The organism is Streptomyces ortus (assembly GCF_026341275.1).
In the GTDB taxonomy this organism is placed as follows: Bacteria; Actinomycetota; Actinomycetes; order Streptomycetales; family Streptomycetaceae; genus Streptomyces; species Streptomyces ortus.
In genome coordinates this window covers 100,051-120,551 of sequence record NZ_JAIFZO010000001.1, presented here as the reverse complement: position 1 = coordinate 120,551, position 20,501 = coordinate 100,051, and the positions used below count along the sequence as shown (strand labels likewise).

Genomic DNA, 20,501 nt, shown 5'->3' with positions numbered 1-20,501 from the left:
AGGAGGACGCCTACAGTTCGAACGCCTCGTACTCTCCGCCGTCGTCGGCTCCGACGGCCGCCGCGATCGCAGCGATGGTGGGCTCCTCGAAGACCGTGGCGAGCGTCAGGTCCACGCCGAAGACGTCACGGATGCGGGAGACCAGCTGGGTGGCCAGCAGGGAATGCCCGCCGAGGTCGAAGAAGCTGTCCTCGACACCGACGCGTGCCACGCCCAGGAGTTCGGTCCATGTCTCGGCGAGGATCCGCTCGGTCCCGGTGCGTGGTGCGACGTACGCCCGCGCCGTCGCCGCCCGGGCCCCGTCGGCGGGCTCCGGGAGCGCCGCCCGGTCCACCTTGCCGTTCGTGGTGAGGGGCAGCTCGGCCAGTTCGACGAAGACCGACGGGACCATGTACGTCGGCAGCCGGTCGCCCGCGTAGGCCCTCAGTTCCTCGACGGAGGGAATCCCGTCGGCCTGGTCGGCCGGCACCAGGTAGGCGAGCAGCCGCCGGTCGGTGTCGCGACCGCTCGCGGTGACCACGGCCGTCCGCACCATCGGGTGGGTGGTGAGCAGCGCCTCGACCTCCCCGGGCTCGATCCGGAAGCCGCGCACCTTGACCTGGTCGTCGGTGCGGCCGAGGAACTCGAGCTGTCCGTCCGGCAGCCACCGCACCCGGTCGCCCGAGCGGTACATCCGTGTTCCGTCGCCTGTGAAGGGGTCGGGCAGGAAGCGTTCGGCGGTGAGCGCGGCCCGGCCGAGATAGCCGCGCGCCAGTTGCGCACCCGCGATGAACAGCTCTCCCGCGACACCGACCGGCACCGGCCGCAGCCGCTGATCCAGCACGTACACCCGGGTGTTGGCGACCGGGCCGCCGATCGGCGGTGCCTGCCCGCGGTCCGGCGCACAGCCGGCGACCGTGGCGCAGACCGTCGTCTCGGTCGGACCGTACGCGTTGAACAGGCGTCGCCCGACGGACCACTGGGCGGCAAGCCGTCCGTCGAGCCGTTCACCCGCCGTGATCAGGGTGGACACCCCGCTGAACCCGTCCGGGCCCAGGGCGTCCAGCAGGGACGGCGGCACGGTGGCCACACTCACTCCGGTACGGGCGGCGAGCGCTGCCAGGCGGCCGGGTTCGGCGCGGTCCGCCGCCTCGGCGACGACCAGGGTGCCCCCGGACGCCAGGGCCATCAGCAGCTCCCACACCGAGGCGTCGAACCCGAACGGCGCGAACTGCAGGACCACATCGCCCGGGCCCGTCCCGAGTGCCTCGCGCTGGGCGGTGACCAGACTGACCGCTCCCCCATGGGTGACCTGCACGCCCTTGGGCCGTCCTGTGGATCCGGACGTGTAGATCACGTACGCCGACTGGTGCGGGTGCACGGGTACTTCGGGCGGGGCCGAAGGCATGGCGAGCAGAGAACTCCGCACCGCGGGATCGTCCATGACGATCGTCCGCGTCCTGCCGACGGGCAGCTCCTCGATCACCTCGTCGGTGCCGAGCAGCACACCCGCGCCGCTGTCGGCGAGCATGAACTCCAGTCGGTCCACCGGGTATTCGGGGTCGAGCGGCAGATAGGCGCCACCGGCCAGCCAGACCGCGAGGACGGCCACGATCATGTCGACCCCGCGCGGCAGGCACACCGCCACCACGGTCTCGTCGCCGACGCCCGCGCCGCGCAGAACATGCGCCAGCCGCCCCGACCTGTCCAGCAGCTCGCCGTATCCGACCGACGTCTCCCCGCACCTCACGGCGGTCGCACCGGGCTCCCGCGCCGCGGCGGCCACGATCAGTTCGTGCACGCCGCCCACCGCGGGCAGCGCCCGAGCGGTGTCGTTCCAGCCGTGGACCAGTACGTCGTGCGTGTCCTCGTCCAGCAACGGCAGCTCGCCGAGACGCCGCTCGGCGTCCTGGGCCACCGCGTCCAGCAGCGTGCCGAACTGTGCGGCCGTCCGCCCGACCGTGCCGGGGTCGAACAGCGCGGTGCTGTACTCGATCTGCCCGTTCAGCGCACCGCCCGCGTCCGTCAGCACCAGCCGCAGGTCGAAGCGGGTGGTCATACCACTGCCGGTGTCGCCGAGGAAGGAGTCGGCGCCAGGACTGTCGTCCGGACCCGGGTCGAGAGACGCCCGTCCGTCCTCGACCGGTCCGCCCTCTGCGGCCCGACCTCCCCCGCCGGCCCTTCCATCCTCGGTGAAGTAGTTGAACAACACCTGGAACAGCGGGCTTCTGGACCGGTCCCGCTCGACGACCAGGTCGTCGACCAGCTGCTCGAACGGAAGGTCCTGGTGCGCGTACGCGTCGAGCGCCATGGAGCGGACCCGCCCGAGCAGTTCCGTGAATGTCGGATCGCCGGACAGGTCGGCCCGCATGACGAGGGTGTTGACGAAGAACCCGATCAGTTCCTCGGTCTCGGCCCGGTTCCGGTTGGCCACCGGAGTACCCACGACCACGTCGTCCGTGCCGGCCTGGCGGCTCAGCAGGACGTCGAAGGCGGCCAGCAGCGTCATGAACATCGTCGTGCCGCTGCGCCGGGCCAGCGCCCGCAGTGACTCCATCGTCTCCGCGCCGACGGTGAACCGGGTGGACGCGCCGGCCGGTGACCACACCGCCGGGCGCGGACGGTCCGTGGGCAGTTCCAGCACCGGCGCGCCGCCCAATTGACCGCGCCAATACGCCAGTTGCCCGTCCAGCACCTCGCCGGTCAGCCACTGCCGCTGCCAAACCGCGAAGTCCGCGTACTGCACGGCGGGCGCGGGCAGCGACGGCGTACGCCCCGCACGCAACTCGTCGTACAGATAAGCCAGTTCGCGCTGGAAGATCCGCGTGGACCATTCGTCGGACACGACATGGTGCATCGACAGCGCCAGGACGTGCTCGTCGGGCGCCACCCGGATGAGCATGGCGCGGATCAGCGGGCCGTCCGCCAGGTCGAACGGCGTCGCCTCGTCGGCCGCGACCAGTTTCCCGGCCGCGTGCAGCGGGTCGCCCTCGGTCGAGACGTCGATCAGCGGAAGCGGGAAGGCCGACGGCGGGTCGATCAGCTGGTGGGGTACGCCGTCCGGGCCGGCCACCAGCCGGGTCCGCAGCACCTCGTGCCGGGCGACGACCGCGCCCAGGGTGGCCTGCAGGGCGGGGACGTCGAGGTCAGGGCCCATCCGCACCCGCATCGGGAGGCTGTACTCCAGCGACCCGGGCTCCAGTTGGTCCAGGAACCACAGCCGCTGCTGGGCGAACGACAGCGGCAGTTCGCGGTCCCGGCCGACCGGCGTCACCGGCCGCACCTCCACCTGCCCGGCCGATTCGGCGATCGCCGTCGCCAGTCCGCGTACCGTCGGGTGGTCGAACAGCGTGGCGAGCGGGATCTCCGCTCCGATGACGTCCCGGACGCGGGAGACGATCTGGGTGGCCAGCAGCGAGTGCCCGCCCAGCTCGAAGAAGTTGTCCTCGGCGCCGACGCGGTCCACGGGCAGCAGACCGTGCCAGATCCCCGCGAGCAGCTCCTCCACCGCGCCCGAGGGAGCGACGAACCCGTCCACGTCGGTGCGGCCGGTCTCCGGTGCCGGCAGGGCGGCCCGGTCCAGCTTCCCGTTGGGTGTCAGCGGCAGTGCCGCCACCTCGACGAAGACCGACGGCACCATGAACTCGGGGACGCTGCGCCGGACATGCTCGCGCAGTTCGGCGGTCGCCGGGATGCCCTCCGCCGGGTTGTCGGGGACCAGGTGGGCGACCAGCGCCCGGTCCGCCGCCTCGCCCCATGTCGTCACGACCGCCGACCGCACGGCCGGGTGTCCGGCGAGGACCGCCTCGACCTCACCGGGCTCGATGCGGAATCCGCGTACCTTCACCTGGTGGTCGACGCGGCTCAGGAACTCCAGACGTCCGTCGGCCCGCCAGCGCACCTGGTCGCCGGACCGGTACGCCCGGGACCCGTCACCGGCGTACCGATCCGCCACGAACCGCTCCGCCGTCAGCGCGGGTCGGCCCCCGTAGGCGCGGGCCAGGCTCGCCCCGGCGATGAACAGCTCACCCGCGACGCCGACCGGCACCGGGTTCAGCCGGTCGTCCAGCACCAGCAGCCACACGTTGGTGAGGGGCTCGCCGATGGGGACCAGACCGCCCGGCGACCAGTCCGCCGTACCCCCCGGGCCGTCGTCCGGCCGCCGGCACACCGTGCTGGCCGCGTCGATGGTGTTCTCCGTCGGGCCGTACAGGTTCGCCACGACGGCCGTGGCGTTCCTCGTGTGGAAGTGGGCCACATCGGACGCGGACAGCGCCTCGCCGCCGCAGAACACGGCACGCAGCGACGGCAGCGACGAGGGCCAGGTGTGCGACACGAACAGTTTGAACAGCGAGGGCACGAACTGGACCACCGCGATCTGCCGGGACTCCAGCAGCCCCACCAAATAGTCCAGGTCTCCGTGCCGCCCCGGCTCGGCGATCACCAGCTCGGCGCCGTTCGACAGGGGCCAGAACAGCTCCCACACCGATGCGTCGAACGTCAGCGGCGTCTTGTGCAGCACCCGCTCCGACGCGCCCAGCTCATGGCGGTCCTGCATCCACGAGACACGGTTGAGGACACCCCGGTGGGTGATCTGAACGCCCTTCGGACGTCCGGTGGAGCCCGAGGTGTAGATGACGTACGCGAGTTGCTGCGGGTGCGCCTCCACACCCGGTGACGTGGCCGGCAGCAGCGCGAGTTCCGCGCGCGTGTCCGGGTCGTCCAGCCACACGACCGCGTCCATTGCGCCGCCCGCGGCCAGGCCGGCGGCCACCGCCCGGTGTCCGACCAGGGTCGACGCGCCGCTGTCGGCGAGCATGAACTCCAGGCGCTCCCGCGGGTAGTCCGGGTCCAGCGGGAGGTAGGCGCCGCCCGCCTGCCACACGGCCAGCACCGCCGCGACCATGTCCGGGCCGCGCTCCAGGCACAGCGCCACCACCGACTCGGCACCCACACCCACGCCACGCAGGTGGTGCGAGAGCCGATTCGCCCGCGCCATCAACTGGCTGTAGGTGAGCGTGAGTTCGCCGGACACGACGGCCACCGCGTCCGGGGTGGCGGCTGCCCGTCCCGCGATCAGCTCGTGCATACCGGCCACCGCGGGCAGTTCCGCGACGGTGTCGGTCCACTCGTGCAGCAACAGGTCCCGCTCGGCGGCCGTCAGCAGCGGCAGCTCGCCCACTCTGCGGTCCGCGTCGACGGTGACGGCCTGGAGCAGCGTGACCAGGTGCCCCGCCATCCGCTCGATCGTGCCGGCGTCGAACAGGGCGGTGCTGTACTGGATCTCACCGGCCAGCGCGCCCTCGTCCTCACCGAGGTTCACCATCAGGTCGAACTTCACCGGCCGGGACCCGGGAACGGACGGACCGCCTCTGCCTTCGGTGGTGTAGCCGAAGAGCGCCTGGAAGAGCGGTGTACGGGACCGGTCGCGCTCCACGACCAGATCGTCCACCAGTTGCTCGAACGGCAGGTCCTGATGGGCGTAGGCCCCCAGCGCGGTCTCGCGCACCCGGCGCAGCACCTCCGTGAAGGACGGGTCGCCCGACAGGTCCGTGCGCATGACCAGGGTGTTGACGAAGAACCCGATCAGGTCCTCGGTCTCGGCCCGGTTCCTGTTCGCCACCGGGGTGCCGACCGCGACGTCCTCCGTGTCGGCATAGCGGGCCAGGAGGACGTCGAAGGCGGCGAGGAGCGTCATGAACATCGTCGTACCGTGCTCACGGGACAGCCTGCGCAGGGCGTCCGCGGTCTCCGCCGGGACGCTGAACCTCGCCACCGATCCGTCGGTGGAGCGCACGGGCCGGCGGGGCCGGTCCGTAGGCAGGTCCAGAACCGGCACGCCCGCCAAATTCGCCCGCCAGTAGTCGACTTGACTGTCGAGGACCTCCCCGGTGAGCCAGTTCCGCTGCCAGGCGGCGAAGTCCGCGTACTGAAGGGCGAGAGGCGGCAACGGGTCAGGCTCCCCGGCCCTGAACGCCTCGTACAGCGCCAGCAGCTCGCGCTGCAGGACACGGTCCGACCACTCGTCGAAAGCGACGTGATGCATCGAAAGGGCCAGTACGTGCTCGTCCGGGGCCAGCCGGACGAGGGTGGCTCGGACGAGGGGCCCCTGGGCGAGGTCGAAGGGCGTCAGGGCCTCCTCGATGATCAGGGCCTCCGCGTCACCCCGGGGATCGTCGCCGTCCGACACGTCCAGCCGCCGGAGAGGGAGCGGGGCCGGCGGGTCTACGAGCTGGTGCGGTACGCCCTCGGCGTCGGCCACCAGCCGGGTACGCAGGACCTCGTGCCGGACGACCACCGCGTCCAGCGCCGCCCGCAGGGCCGTGACATCGACGTCCCCGGTCAGGCGCAGCCGGGTCGACATGTTGTACTCGGGCGATCCCGGCTCCAGCTGGTCGAGGAACCACAGCCGCTGCTGCGCGAACGACAGCGGCAGCGGGAGCGCGCTGTCGCGGGCGACGGCCGTCATCGGGGGCGCCGCGTCCCGGGCTGAACGGTCGAGGACCGAAGCGAGGCCGCGGACGGTGGGGGCGTCGAACAACGCGGCGAGGGACACCTCGACACCGAAGGCCTCCCTGATGCGGGAGACGGCCAGGGTGGCAAGGAGGGAGTGCCCGCCGAGGTCGAAGAAGCCGTCCGTGGCACCGACCCGCTCCACGCCCAGAACCTGCGCCCAGATTCCGGCGAGCAGTTCCTCGGTCGCCCCGGACGGCTCCGAGAACCCATCGAGGCCCGCGCGGGAGGCGTCCGGTGCCGGGAGAGCCGCCCGGTCGATCTTTCCGTTCGGGGTCAGGGGCAGCGCGGCCAGCTCGACGAACAAGGACGGGTCCATGTAATCCGGCAGAACCCGGCGAACGTGCTCACGCAGCACGTCCGGGGCAGGAATGCCCTGACCGGGGTCGGCAGGGACCAGGTAGGCGACCAGCCGGCGTTCGGCTCCCTCACCATGCCCGGTGACCACGGCCGCGCTCACCTGTGCCAGGCCGGTCAGCACGGTCTCGATCTCACCCGGCTCGATCCGGAAACCCCGCACCTTCAACTGGTCATCTGCCCGGCCCAGGAACTCCAGACGACCATCCGCCAGCCACCGCACCCGGTCACCCGTCCGATACAACCGGCCCCCGCCAGCGGTGAACGGGTCGGACACGAACCGCTCGGCCGTCAACGCCGGGCGCCCCAGATAACCGCGGGTCACCCCGCCACCACCGATGAACAGCTCGCCCGCCACCCCGATCGGGACCGGGGCGAGTCGCTGATCCAGCACATACACCTGCGTGCCAGCGATCGGCGACCCGATCGCCGGAACACCGCCCCCGACGGGATCACACACCGACCAGATCGTGGTCTCGGTCGGCCCGTACATGTTCCACACCCCGGCCGTCCGCTCCACCAACGCCCCCGCCAAGGAGAGTGGCAGCGCCTCACCACCACACAACGCCCGCAGACCCGGCACACCCTCCCAGCCGTCCGACACCAGCATCTGCCACGTCGCCGGCGTCGCCTGCATCACCGTCACCCCGGCCCGCACCAACTCCCCCGCCAACGCGCCCGGCATACCTGCCATCTGCCCATCGGCGACCACCACCCGGGCGCCCGACACCAGCGGCAACCACAACTCAAGCCCCGCGATGTCGAAGCCCGGCGTCGTCACCGCCAGCAGCACATCCCCGGCGCCCAGCCCCGGACGCTCAGCCATCGCCGACAGGAAACTCGCCAGGTTGCCGTGCGTGACCTGCACACCCTTCGGCCGACCCGTCGACCCCGACGTATACAACACATACGCCAACTGGTCACCAGAAACGGCGACTTCAGGAGCTGATGAGCTACAGGCGGCCAGCGTCTCCACCGTCTGCGGATCGTCCAGCCACACTGCCGACCCGACCCGCCCACTCACCGGCAGATGCCCCGCCACCGCCCGATGACCCACCAGCACCGACGCACCACTGTCCGCCAGCATGAACTCCAACCGCTCCACCGGAAAATCAGGATCCAACGGCAGATACGCGGCCCCCGCCTGCCACACCCCCAGCGCGGCGACCACCATGTCCACCCCGCGAGGCAGGCACAGCGCCACCACCGACTCGGCACCCACACCCATCTGGCGGAGATGATGCGCCAGCCGGCTCGCCCGCGCCAGCAACCCGCCATACGTCACCGACACACCACCCGACACCACCGCCACCACATCCGGCGACACCACCGCCCGCCCCGCAATCCACTCATGCACCCCCGCCACCGACACCGGCACCGGCAAAGCCGCCGCCGAGTCGTTCCACCCACCCGTCAGCTCAACCCACTCCGACTCCTCCAACAACGGCAGCTCACCCACCCGCCGATCCGCGTCACCAGCCACAGCCCCCAACAGCGTCACCAGATGCGCCGCCATCCGCTCCACCGTCACCGCATCGAACAACGCCGTACTGAACTGGATCCCTGCCTTGAGCGTGCCGTCGCCGGCCTCCTCGACCATCACTCACAGGTCGAACGGCACGGCAACCTCACCCGCCTGTGTGCCAGGTTCCTGATCGACCTCGGCGGCGCCTCGAACGGCCTCACCCTCTCCGGCGCCGTAGCTGAAGAAGACCTGGAACAGCGGCGTTCGGGACCGGTCCCGCTCGGTGACCAGTTCGTCGACGAGTTGCTCGAACGGCAGATCCTGATGCGCATACGCGCCCAACGCCGTCTCCCGGACCCGCCCCAGCAACTCACGGAACGACGGATCACCGGACAGGTCCGCCCGCATCACCAGCGTGTTGACGAAGAACCCGATCAGGTCCTCCGTCTCGGCACGGTTCCGGTTCGCCACCGGCGTGCCCACCACCACATCCTCCGACCCCGCGTACCGCCCCAGCAGGACATCGAGCGCGGCAAGCAGCGTCATGAACATCGTCGTGCCGCGCTCCCGGGACAGCGCCCGCAGCGCGTCGGCCGTCTCCGCCGGGACGACGAACGGAGCCATCGCTCCTTCGGCGGACCGTACCGGCGGACGCGGCCGGTCGGTGGGCAGTTCCAGTACGGGCGCGTCGGCCAACGTCGCTTTCCAGTAGGCCCGTTGAGCCTCCAGCACCTCTCCGTCCAACCACCGCCGCTGCCATGCCGCGAAGTCCGCGTACTGCACCGGCAGCGGCGGCAACGGATCCGGCTCACCCGCACGGAACGCCTCGTACAACGCGGACACCTCACGTCGCAGGATGCGCGCCGACCATTCGTCGGACACCACGTGGTGTGTCAGCAGTACGAGCAGGTGCTGATCCTCGTCGAGGCGAATCAGCGCGCCCCGGATCAGGGGTCCTGCCGCCAGATCGAACGGTGCCGCCGCATCGGCCAGCGCCAGCCGCTCGGCCTCTCGCACGGGATCGAAGGAATCGGAGACGTCGACCACCGGCAACGGGAACGTATTCGCCGGGTCGATCACCTGGTACGGCGTTCCGTCGGTACCAGCCACGAGCCGGGTCCGCAGCACCTCGTGCCGAGCCACCACCGCGTCCAGGGCCGCTCCCAGGGCGACCACGTCCAGGTCCCCGTCCCCGTCCCCGTCCCACGGCATGTACAACGGCAGGTTGTATTCGACCGAGCCGGGTTCGAGCTGGTCCAGGAACCACAGACGCTGCTGGGCGAACGACAGCGGCAACGGCTCGTCCCTGCTGACGACCGTCCACTGCGGCTCCGCCCCGCTCGGTGCCACGGAGTCGAGCGCGGCCCCCAGCCCCGCGATCGTCGGACGATCGAAGAGGGTGGCCAGGGCCAGCTCGACGCCGAACACCTCCCTGATCCGGGAGACCACCTGGGTGGCGAGCAGCGAATGCCCACCCAGCTCGAAGAAGTTGTCCGTGGCCCCGACCCGGTCCACACCGAGAAGGTGCTGCCAGATGCCCGCCAGTAGCTCTTCGGAAGCCGTGGCAGGGGGTACGAAACCGTCCAGCTCCGGCCGCACACCGTCCGGCGCCGGCAACGCGGATCGATCCAGCTTGCCGTTGGGGGTGAGAGGGAGGGCCGGCAGCCTCCGCTGGACATGCTCCCGCAGCTCATTGACCGCCGGAATGCCCTGCGCGGCGTCCTCCGGAACCAGGTAGGCGGCCAGGCGTCGATCCTCGGTGTCACCGAAGGCCGTCACGACGGCTGTGCGGACCTGGGGATGCGCGGTGAGTACGGCTTCGATCTCACCGGGTTCGATACGGAACCCACGCACCTTGACCTGGTCGTCGGCGCGTCCGATGAAGTCGAGGGTGCCGTCGGCCAGCCAGCGGGCCCGGTCATCCGAGCGGTACATACGCGTGCCGTCGGCAGCGAACGGGTCGGGAAGGAAACGTTCGGCGGTCAAGGTGGGCTGGGCGCGGTAGCCGCGGGCGACCTGCGGGCCCGCGATGAACACCTCACCGGCCACGCCGACCGGCACGGGATTCAGCCGCGCGTCCAGGACGTAGAGGCGAGCATTGGCGACGGGGGCACCAATGGGCGGGGCTGTCAGAAGATCCGGGGTGACTGCGCCGGTGGTGACCATCACGGTCGCCTCGGTGGGACCGTACGTGTTCACCAACGTGCGCCCCGAAGCCCACGCCTGCGCCACCGGCTGAGTCAGCCGCTCCGCACCCAGCAACAGCGTCCGGATGCCAGACACCTCATCCGGGTCCAGGACCGCGAGCAGCGAGGGCACCACGCTCGCCGCGCTGACCCCCTGCGCGCCGATCATCCCTGTCAGAACTTCAGGAGCCGTGCGCTCGGCACTGCCGGCCACCACCAGCGTGCCACCCGAGGCGAGGGTGACGGCCACGTCCAACACCGCCGCGTCGAAGCTGAACGACGCGAACTGCAACACCCGTACACCCGGCTCCGCGCACAGCACCGGAGCCAGGGCAATCACCATGCCCACCACACTGCGATGCGCGACCTGCACACCCTTCGGCCGACCCGTCGAACCAGACGTATAAATCACATACGCCAACTGATCCGGCCGCACAGGAACCTCGGGCACGGTGACCGGCAGGTCCTCGGTGGTGGTCGGCTCATCCAGCCAGACCACCGACTCCACCGACAGACCACCGGCCGCCCCGCGACGTCCGACCAGCACCGTCACACCGCTGTCGGCAAGCATGAACTCCAGCCGCTCAGCCGGGTAATCGGGGTCCAGTGGCAGATACGCGGCCCCCGCCTGCCACACCCCCACCATCGCCACGACCATGTCGACCCCACGCGGCAGACACAGCCCCACCACCGACTCGGCCCCGACTCCCAGCCCTCGCAGACGACGCGCCAACCGCCCGGCGCGCGCCATCAAGCCGTCATACGTCAGCACGGCCCCATCAGCGACCACAGCCACCGCGTCCGGACCGGCCAGCGCCCGCGAAGCGATCAGCTCATGCACCCCACCCACACCCGGCAGCGGCACACCGCCAGCATTCCACTCCTCGACCACCCGCAGCCGCTCATCCCCGCCCAGCACCGGCAGCTCACCGACACGCCGACCCGCGTCCTCCGCGATGCTCTTCAGCAGGTTGAGGACATGCCCCACCATGCGTTCCACCGTCACCGCGTCGAACAGCGCGGTGCTGTACTCGATCTGCCCCGCGAGTCCCCCGCCCTCCCTGTCGCCGAGTCGCAGCGTCAGGTCGAACTGGACCGTGCGTGAGACATGCGCGAGAGGGCTCGTGGAGGGGCCGTTCGACTCCGGAGCTCCCCCTGTGTCATAGCTGAAGAACGTCTGGAACAGCGGTGTACGGGACCGGTCCCGTTCCGTGACCAGGCCGTCCACCAGTTGCTCGAAGGGCACGTCCTGGTGCGCGTACGCACCCAGCGCCGACTCCCGCACCCGGCCCAGCAACTCCGTGAACGACGGATCACCGGACAGATCAGTCCGCAGCACCAGCGTGTTGACGAAGAAACCGATCAGCTCCTCCGTCTCGGCACGGTTCCGGTTCGCCACCGGCGTGCCCACCACCACATCCTCCGACCCCGCATACCGGCTCAACAGCACGTCGAAGGCCGCCAGCAACGTCATGAACATCGTGGAGCCATGTGCGCGCGAGAGCACCCGCAGCGCCTCGGCCGTCTCCTCCGGGACGGTGAACGCGGCCATGGCTCCCGCTGACGTTCGGGTCGGCGGGTGGGGCCGGTCCGTGGGCAACTCCAGTAGCGGCAGGTCGGCCAAAGTGTCGCGCCAGTAGGAGAGTTGGCCCTCCAGTACGTCTCCGGTCAGCCACTCCCGCTGCCAGACCGCGAAGTCCGCGTACTGCACCGGCAGCGGCGCCAGCGGGTTCGGCTCGCCGGCGCGGAACGCCTCGTACAGGGCGGACAGCTCACGCCGGAAGAGACGCTCCGACCATTCATCGGTGACGATGTGGTGCATCGCGAGTGCCAGCACATGTTCGTCGGACGCGAGCCGGATCAGGGTGGCACGGACGAGGGGCCCATGGGTGAGGTCGAAGGGTGTGGCGGCGTCCGACGTCATCAGGGCTTGCGCGGTCGCGACCGGGTCGACGGCGCCGGACACGTCGACGACGGGCAGCGGGAAGGGGGCGGGCGGGTCGATGATCTGATGCGGTACGCCGTCGGTGTCCGCCACCAGCCGGGTCCGCAGGACTTCGTGGCGGGCCACCACCGCGCTCAGTCCCGCGCCGAGGATCGCCACGTCCAGGTCTCCGGGCCAGGGCAGGGGGGACGGCAGGACATAGCCCGTGGATCCCGGGTCCAACTGGTCGAGGAACCAGAGCCGTTGCTGCGCGAACGACAACGGTGACGGCAGGGACAGTTCTTCGTGCCGGGTCCGGTCGACGGGGGTGATCGGCGGTGGCGTGACTCCCGTGCCGAAACCGTCAGTGCCCCTCCCCGAGGCGTCCATCGCCGTGGCCAGGCCCCGTACCGTGGGGTGGTCGAACAGCGCCGACAGCGGCACCTCCAGCCCGAACACCTCTCGGATGCGGGAGACCACCTGGGTGGCGAGCAACGAGTGGCCGCCGATCCCGAAGAAGTCGTCGGCAACTCCGATCGCGTCCGCCCCGAGGACATGTGCCCAGATCTCCGTGAGCAGTTCTTCCGTCGCACCCGAGGGAGCCACGTATGCGTGCGTCTCGGAGCGCGTGGCGACGGGACCGGGCTGCGGCAGTGCGGCGCGGTCGAGCTTGCCGTTGCGGGTGAGGGGCAGCTCGGTCAGCTCGACGAACGCCGCCGGGACCATGAAGTCAGGCAGGCTCTGCCGCAGAAGGTCACGCAGCTCGGCCACCTCCGGCATACCTTCGGCCGGGTCGGCGGGGACCAGGTGCGCCACCAGGCGACGGTCCGTACCGTCCCCGAACGCCGTCACGACGGCCGACCGTACCTCCGCGTGGGCAGCCAGAACGGCCTCGATCTCGCCGGGCTCGATGCGCACACCACGTACCTTGACCTGCTGGTCCGCGCGGCCCAGGAACTCCAGCTGGCCGGCTGCCGACCAGCGCACCCGGTCGCCGGAGCGGTACATCCGCGAGCCGTCGCCCGCGAACGGGTCGGCGACGAATCGGTCGGCTGTGAGCGCGGGACGGCGTCCGTAGCCGCGCGCGATACCCGCGCCGCCGATGAACAGCTCGCCCGGGACACCGACCGGCACCGGCTTGAACCGGTCGTCGAGCACGTAGACCCTCGTGCCCGCGATCGGCAGGCCGATCGGCGGTACGGACGATGTCACCGGCTCCCTCAACAGGGCGGCGACGCTGGTGATGGTCGCCTCCGTCGGTCCGTACACGTTGTAGACGGGCACCGAGGTGTGTGCGAACCATGCGGCGAGCGTCCGTGCGGGCATCGCCTCGCCGCCCATGATGAGCAGGCGGAAGTCCGGTCCGAGGGTTCCCTCAGCGAGGCCGGGGATGAGCATCTCCCACAGCGCGGGGGTGATGTCGACCGAGGTCACAGCCTGTGCGCGGATCTCCCGCAGCACGCGTTCCGGTGTCCACTGCTCCGCCCCGCCCAGCAGCAGGCGTCCGCCGTGCACCAGCGTGGCGAAGAGCTGTTCCTGGGCCGCGTCGAAGGTGAGGGACGCCAGCTGAAGGGTGACGTCCGCCGGTGTCAGTTCGTAGCGGCGGCCCATCTCCTGGAGTTCCCGGCTCCATGAACTGTGCTGCACCAGCACACCCTTGGGCCTACCGGTCGAGCCGGAGGTGAAGATGACGTACGCCAGGTTCTGCGGTGTGACTCCCGTCCGCGGGTTCTCGACGCCATACGTGTCGATCGTCGGCCAGTCGGCGTCGATGAGCAGTTGCGGGGCGGGTACGGATTCCAACCGCTCCGCGGACGTGGCCCGGGTGATCAGCAGCGAGGCACCGGACGACTCGACCATGTGGGCGAGCCGCTGGAGGGGCTGGCCGGCGTCGAGGGGCAGGTAGGCCGCGCCGGCCTTCATGATGCCGAGCAGCGCGACAAGGGCCTCGGGGCCGCGCGCCAGGCATACACCCACCACGTCCTCCCGTCGGATACCCAATGCCTTTATCCGGTGCGCGAGTTGATTGGCCTTCGCGTTCAGTCGGCCGTATGTGAGGTGGTGGCCGCTCTGCAGAACAGCGACGGCGTCGGGGGTGCGGTGCGCCTGCTCCTCGAAGAGTGTGGGCACGGGGCGCTCTTCGGTGTGGGTCTCCGCTCCCGTGCCGAGGGCGCGCAGATTCTCGTGCTCCGTCGCGGAGAGCAGATCGAGCGTGCCGATCCGACGCGCGGGGTCCAGCACGGACCGCAAAACGACAACGAGGTGATCGGCCATTCGCCGCACCGTGGTCGCGTCGAACAGCGCCGTGCTGTACTCGAACTCTCCGGTCAGCGCTCCGTCACCGGTATCCCTGAAGGTCAGCGCCAGGTCGGAGAGGGCGAGGTCCCGTGACATCGTCACTTCACTGTGGTGACCGTCCTGAACGTCGTCCGGGCTGCCGTGCGCGTTGCGGTTCGGGTTGCCGTGCGGGCCGGCGTGCGGGCCGGCGTCGCCGTCTTTCGCGTCGGGCGCCGTGCCTCCCGCCGCCTCACCGTCCCGCACGTAGTTGAAGTACACCTGGAACAGGGCCGTGCGGGAGCGGTCGCGGTCGGTGACCAGGTCGTCGACGAGCTGCTCGAAGGGCAGGTCCTGGTGCGCGTACGCGTCGAGCGCCATGTCCCGTACGCGTCCGAGCAGTTCGGTGAACGTGGGGTCGCCGGACAGGTCGCTGCGCAGTACGAGCGTGTTGACGAAGAAGCCGATCAGGGCCTCGGTCTCGGCCCGGTTCCGGTTCGCGACCGCCGTGCCGACCGCGACGTCCTCGGTGTCGCAGTAGTGGCCCAGCAGGATGTCGAGGGCGGTCAGTAGCGTCATGAACATCGTGGAGCCGTGCGCACGCGACAGCGCCCGCAGCTCCTGAGCGGTCTCCGCAGGAACCGTGAACTGTGTCGTCGCCCCGACCGAAGAACGGATCGGCGGCCTGGGCCGGTCGAGCGGCAGTTCCAGCTCTGTCGAGCCCGCCAACTGGGTTCGCCAATAGTCCAGTTGCCGTTCCAGCACTTCCCCGGTCAACCACTCACGCTGCCAGACCGCGAAGTCCGCGTACTGCACCGGCAGCGGCGGCAACGGATCCGGCTCACCCGCGCGGAACGCATCGTAGAGCGCCGCCACCTCCTGGCTGAGAATCCGGGCCGACCACTCGTCGGAGACGACGTGGTGCATGGCCAGCGCCAGTACGTGCTCGCCGAGACCCAGCCGGAGCAGTGCGGCGCGCAACAGCGGCCCGGCCTCAAGGTCGAACGACTCGGCCATGTCCCTGGTGACCAGCCGCTCGGCCTCACCCAGCGGATCGTCGCTGCCTGACACGTCGATCACCGGCAAGGGGTGGGGCGCCGGCACGTCGATCACCTGGTGCGCCACTCCGTCGGCCCCGGCCACCAGCCGGGTCCGCAACACCTCGTGCCGTGCCACCACGGCGTCTAGCGCGGCGCCGAGTGCGGCGACGTCCAGCACACCGTCCAGCCGGACGGGCAGCGCGACGTTGTACTCCGTCGAACCGGGGTCCAGCTGATGCAGGAACCACAACCGCTGCTGGGCGAACGACAGAGGCAGCGGCCGGCTCCGGTCCGTCGCCGTCATCGGCGGGACGCCTCCCTGCGCGGCACCCTCGACGGCTGCGGCCAGCGCCCGTACGGTCCTCCGCTCGAAGAGGACGGCGAGCGGCAACTCGACGCCGAACACTTCCCTGATACGCGACATCACCTGCGTGGCCAGCAACGAGTGACCACCGAGATCGAAGAAGCCGTCCTCGACCCCGACCCGCTCCACACCGAGAACCTGCGCCCAGATCCCTGCGAGCAACTCCTCGGTCTCGCCGGCCGGGGCCACGAAGCCGTCCAGTTCCGGCGGTGCGGAGGGGTCGGGGGCGGGGAGAGCGGAGCGGTCGAGTTTGCCGTTGGGGGTGAGGGGGAGGGTGGCGAGTTCGATGAAGGTCGCCGGGACCATGAAGGCCGGCAGCCGCTCACCGGCGAACTCCCGCAACACAGCGATGGAAGGAATGCCGTCGGCCTGGCCGGTGGGAACCAGGTAGGCGGCCAGGCGTCGCTCCTCGGTGTCCCCGAAGGCCGTCACGACGGCGGTGCGGATCTGCGGATGCGCGGTGAGTACGGCTTCGATCTCGCCGGGTTCGATACGGAACCCACGCACCTTGACCTGGTCGTCGGCGCGCCCGATGAAGTCGAGGGTGCCGTCGGCCAGCCAGCGGGCCCGGTCACCCGACCGGTACATACGCGTGCCGTCGGCGGTGAACGGGTCGGGAAGGAAGCGTTCGGCGGTCAAGGTGGGCTGGGCACGGTAGCCGCGGGCGACCTGCGGGCCCGCGATGTACAGCTCACCGGCCACGCCGACCGGCACGGGATTCAGCCGCGCGTCCAGGACGTGGAGGCGAGCGTTGGGAACCGGGCGGCCGATGGGCGGGGCTTCGCGCACGTCCGGGGACACCTCGCCCGTGGTGACCATCACGGTCGCCTCGGTGGGCCCGTAGGTATTCACCAGCGTACGGTCCTGTGCCCAGGCCTGCGCCACAGGGTGAGTCAGGCGTTCCGCACCCAGCAGCAATGTCTGGATACCGGACACCTCGCCCGGGTCCAGGACACCGAGCAGGGAGGGCACCACGCTCGCTGCCCCGACTCCCTGCGCGCCGATCATCCCCGTGAGAACTTCAGGGGCCGTGCGCTCGGCACTGGTGGCCACCACCAGCGTGCCACCCGAGGCGAGCGTCACCGCCACATCCAGCACAGCCGCGTCGAAGCTGAACGAGGCGAACTGCAGCACGCGTACACCTGGCTCCGCTCCCAGCACCGGGCTCAGGGCGGTCACCATGCCCACCACACTGCGGTGCGCGACCTGCACACCCTTCGGCCGACCCGTCGAACCAGACGTGTAGATCACATACGCCAACTGATCCGGTCGCACAGGAACCTCGGGTGTGGTGACCGGCAGGTCCTCGGTGGCGGTCGGCTCATCCAGCCAGACCACCGACTCCACCGACAGGCCACCGGTCAATCCTTGATGTCCGACCAGCACCTTCACACCGCTGTCGGCGAGCATGAACTCCAGGCGCTCCGACGGGTAATCAGGGTCCAGCGGCAGATACGCCGCCCCCGCCTGCCACACGGCCAGCATCGCCACGACCATGTCGACCCCGCGGGGCAGGCACAGCCCCACCACCGACTCGGTGCCCACCCCGAGGCCCCGCAGACGATGCGCCAACCGGCCGGCACGCGCCATCAAGCCGCCGTACGTCAGCACCTCACCGTCCGACACCACCGCCACCGCGTCCGGACCCGCCAGCGCCCGCGCAGCGATCAGCTCATGCGCTCCACCCACACCCGGCAGCGGTACGGCATCGGCGTTCCACTCCTCGACCACCCGCCGTCGCTCGACGTCAGGCAGCACCGCCACCTCGCTGACGCGTCGACCGGCGTCCGTCGCCACGGCCTCCAGCACTGACACCAGATGCCCGGCCAGCCGTTCCATGGTCGCCGCGTCGAACAGTGCGGTGCTGTACTCGATCGCACCTGCGAGCCCGCCGTCGCGGTCTCCCAGCATCAGCGACAGGTCGAAGTTCACCGGGGTCGTGGGCGGCGTGGCCGGCCCGGATCCGTCGGTACCAGTACGAGCACCGGTGCCAGTGCTGGTGCCAGTGCCGATGCCGTTACCTGCGTCGTCGGGGGTGTAGTTGAAGAAGACCTGGAAGAGTGCCGTACGGGACCGGTCCCGTTCCACGCCCAGGTCGTCCACGAGATGTTCGAAGGGCAGGTCCTGATGGGCGTAGGCGGCCAGGGCAACGCTTCTCACCCGGCCGAGCAACTCCTTGAAGGAGGGGTCACCTGACAGGTCCGCCCGTATCACCAGCGTATTGACGAAGAACCCGATCAGGTCCTCCGTCTCGGCGCGGTTCCGGTTGGCGACCGGCGTGCCCACCACCACGTCGTCCGTGTCGGCGTACCAGCCCAGGAGGACGTCGAAGGCGGCCAGGAGCGTCATGGACATCGTCGTACCGTTCTTGCGCGACAACCTCCGTAAGGCATCCGCCGTGTGCGCGGAGACAGCGAACTCGGTGACCGCTCCCTCGGTGGACCGGACGGCCGGACGCGGCCGGTCCGTGGGGAGTTCGAGAGCGGCCAGGCCGGTCAACTGCCGTCGCCAGTAAGCGAGATGCTCCTCCAGTACGGGCCCGGTGAGCCAGTCCCGTTGCCATACCGCGAAGTCCGCGTACTGCACCGGCAGCGGCGGCAACGGATCCGGCTCACCCGCTCGAAACGCCTCGTACAGGGTGGTGAGTTCACGACGAAGGATCCGCACCGACCATTCGTCGAAGGCCACGTGGTGGATGGCGAGCGCCAGCACGTGCTCGTCGGAGGCGACCCGGATGAGTGTGGCGCGGACGAGGGGCCCGGCGGCCAGATCGAAGGGTGTCATCACCTCCGCCTCCACCAGTTCCCGCGCGGCCGTCGCCGGATCGGCGTGCCAGGACACGTCGGTCGCGGAGAGCGGCATCGGCGCAGGTGGGTCGATGACCTGCTGGACGACCCCGTCGACGTCGGGCACCAGCCTCGTCCGCAGGACTTCGTGCCGCGCGAGCACTCCGCTCAGGGCTGCGATCAGGGCCTCCACATCGAGGTCCCCGGACCATCGCACCAGGAGCGGCACGTTGTATTCCGGTGAGCCGGGATCCAGTTGGTTCAGGAACCACAGTCGCTGCTGGGCGAAGGACAGCGGCAGGGGCTCGTCACGGCTGATCCGGGTCACGGGCGGTGCCGCGATCCCCTTGACCGAGTTCTCCACCGCCGTGGCCAGCTCATGGACCGTGGGCCGGTCGAACAATGCGGAGAGAGGTGTCTCGACCCTGAACACCGTGCGGATGCGGGAGACGACCTGGGTGGCCAGCAGCGAGTGCCCGCCGAGTTCGAAGAAGTTGTCGTGTATGCCGATGCGGTCGACGCCGAGGACCTGTGCCCAGATGCCGGCGAGCAGTTCCTCGGTCGCGGTGGCGGGCGCGAGGTAACCGTCGAGCTCCGGACGCCGGCCGTCGGGCTCGGGCAGCGCGGCCCGGTCGACCTTCCCGTTCGGGGTGAGGGGGAGTTCGTCCAACTCGACGAAGACCGACGGGATCATGAAGTCGGGCAGTCGGTCACCGACATACGCCCGCAGGTCACCCACCGAGGGAAGGCTCTCGCCCGGGGACGCCGGCACCAAGTAGGCGACCAGTCGGCGGTCCTCGTCGTCGCCGTTTGCCGTCACGACCGCGGTCCGGATGTTTTCGTGGCCGGTGAGAACCACTTCGATCTCGCCGGGTTCGATGCGATACCCGCGGACCTTCACCTGCTCGTCCGCCCGGCCCAGGAACTCCAGCTCCCCCTCCACCAACCACCGCACCCGATCCCCCGACCGATACATCCGCGACCCATCCCCCGCAAACGGATCCCCCACAAACCGCTCCGCCGTCAACGCACCCCGACCCCCATAACCCCGCGCCAACTGCCCACCCGCAACAAACAACTCACCCACCACACCCACCGGCACCGGCCGAAGACCCCCATCCAGCACATACACCCGCGTATTCGCCAACGGCCCACCAATCGGCACCGGACCATCCACCACACCCACCCGGCCCAACTCACAAAACGTCGAATCGACCGCCGCCTCCGTCACCCCATAACCCGTCAACAACCGCACCCCCGCACCCAACACCGAACGCGCCCGCACCACCCCACCCCAACGCCACACATCCGTCGTCACTACCACCAACCGCACACCACCCACACCCCCACCCCCCAACCCCGGCCCCGGCCCCCAACCCTCCTGCTCCTGCTCCTGCTCCCTGCTCCACATAAGAAACCAACTCATCCACATACCGGCACACTCCAACGCCTCCACACCCACACCCCGCAACACCCCCACCCACTCACCCACATCCACCTGCAAACCAACCCGCCCCCACCACCAACACCCCACCCGAACACAACGCCCGCACCACATCACCCGAAAACACATCAAAACTCGCACTCGCCACCGTCAACCAACGCAACCCCAC

Annotated in this window: 2 protein-coding genes; both read right to left on the bottom strand. The window is 70.2% G+C overall.

Features of this window, described 5'->3' with window-relative positions; all coding sequences use genetic code 11:
- Positions 1-10: 10 nt before the first annotated feature.
- Complete coding sequence (locus K3769_RS00505) at positions 11-8,449, bottom strand: non-ribosomal peptide synthetase (RefSeq protein ID WP_267024398.1); 8,439 nt, start codon at positions 8,447-8,449, stop codon at positions 11-13.
- A gap of 3 nt (positions 8,450-8,452) precedes the next feature.
- On the bottom strand, positions 8,453-20,299 hold the full coding sequence (locus K3769_RS00500; protein ID WP_267024793.1) for a non-ribosomal peptide synthetase: 11,847 nt from the start codon (positions 20,297-20,299) through the stop codon (positions 8,453-8,455).
- Positions 20,300-20,501 lie beyond the last annotated feature (202 nt).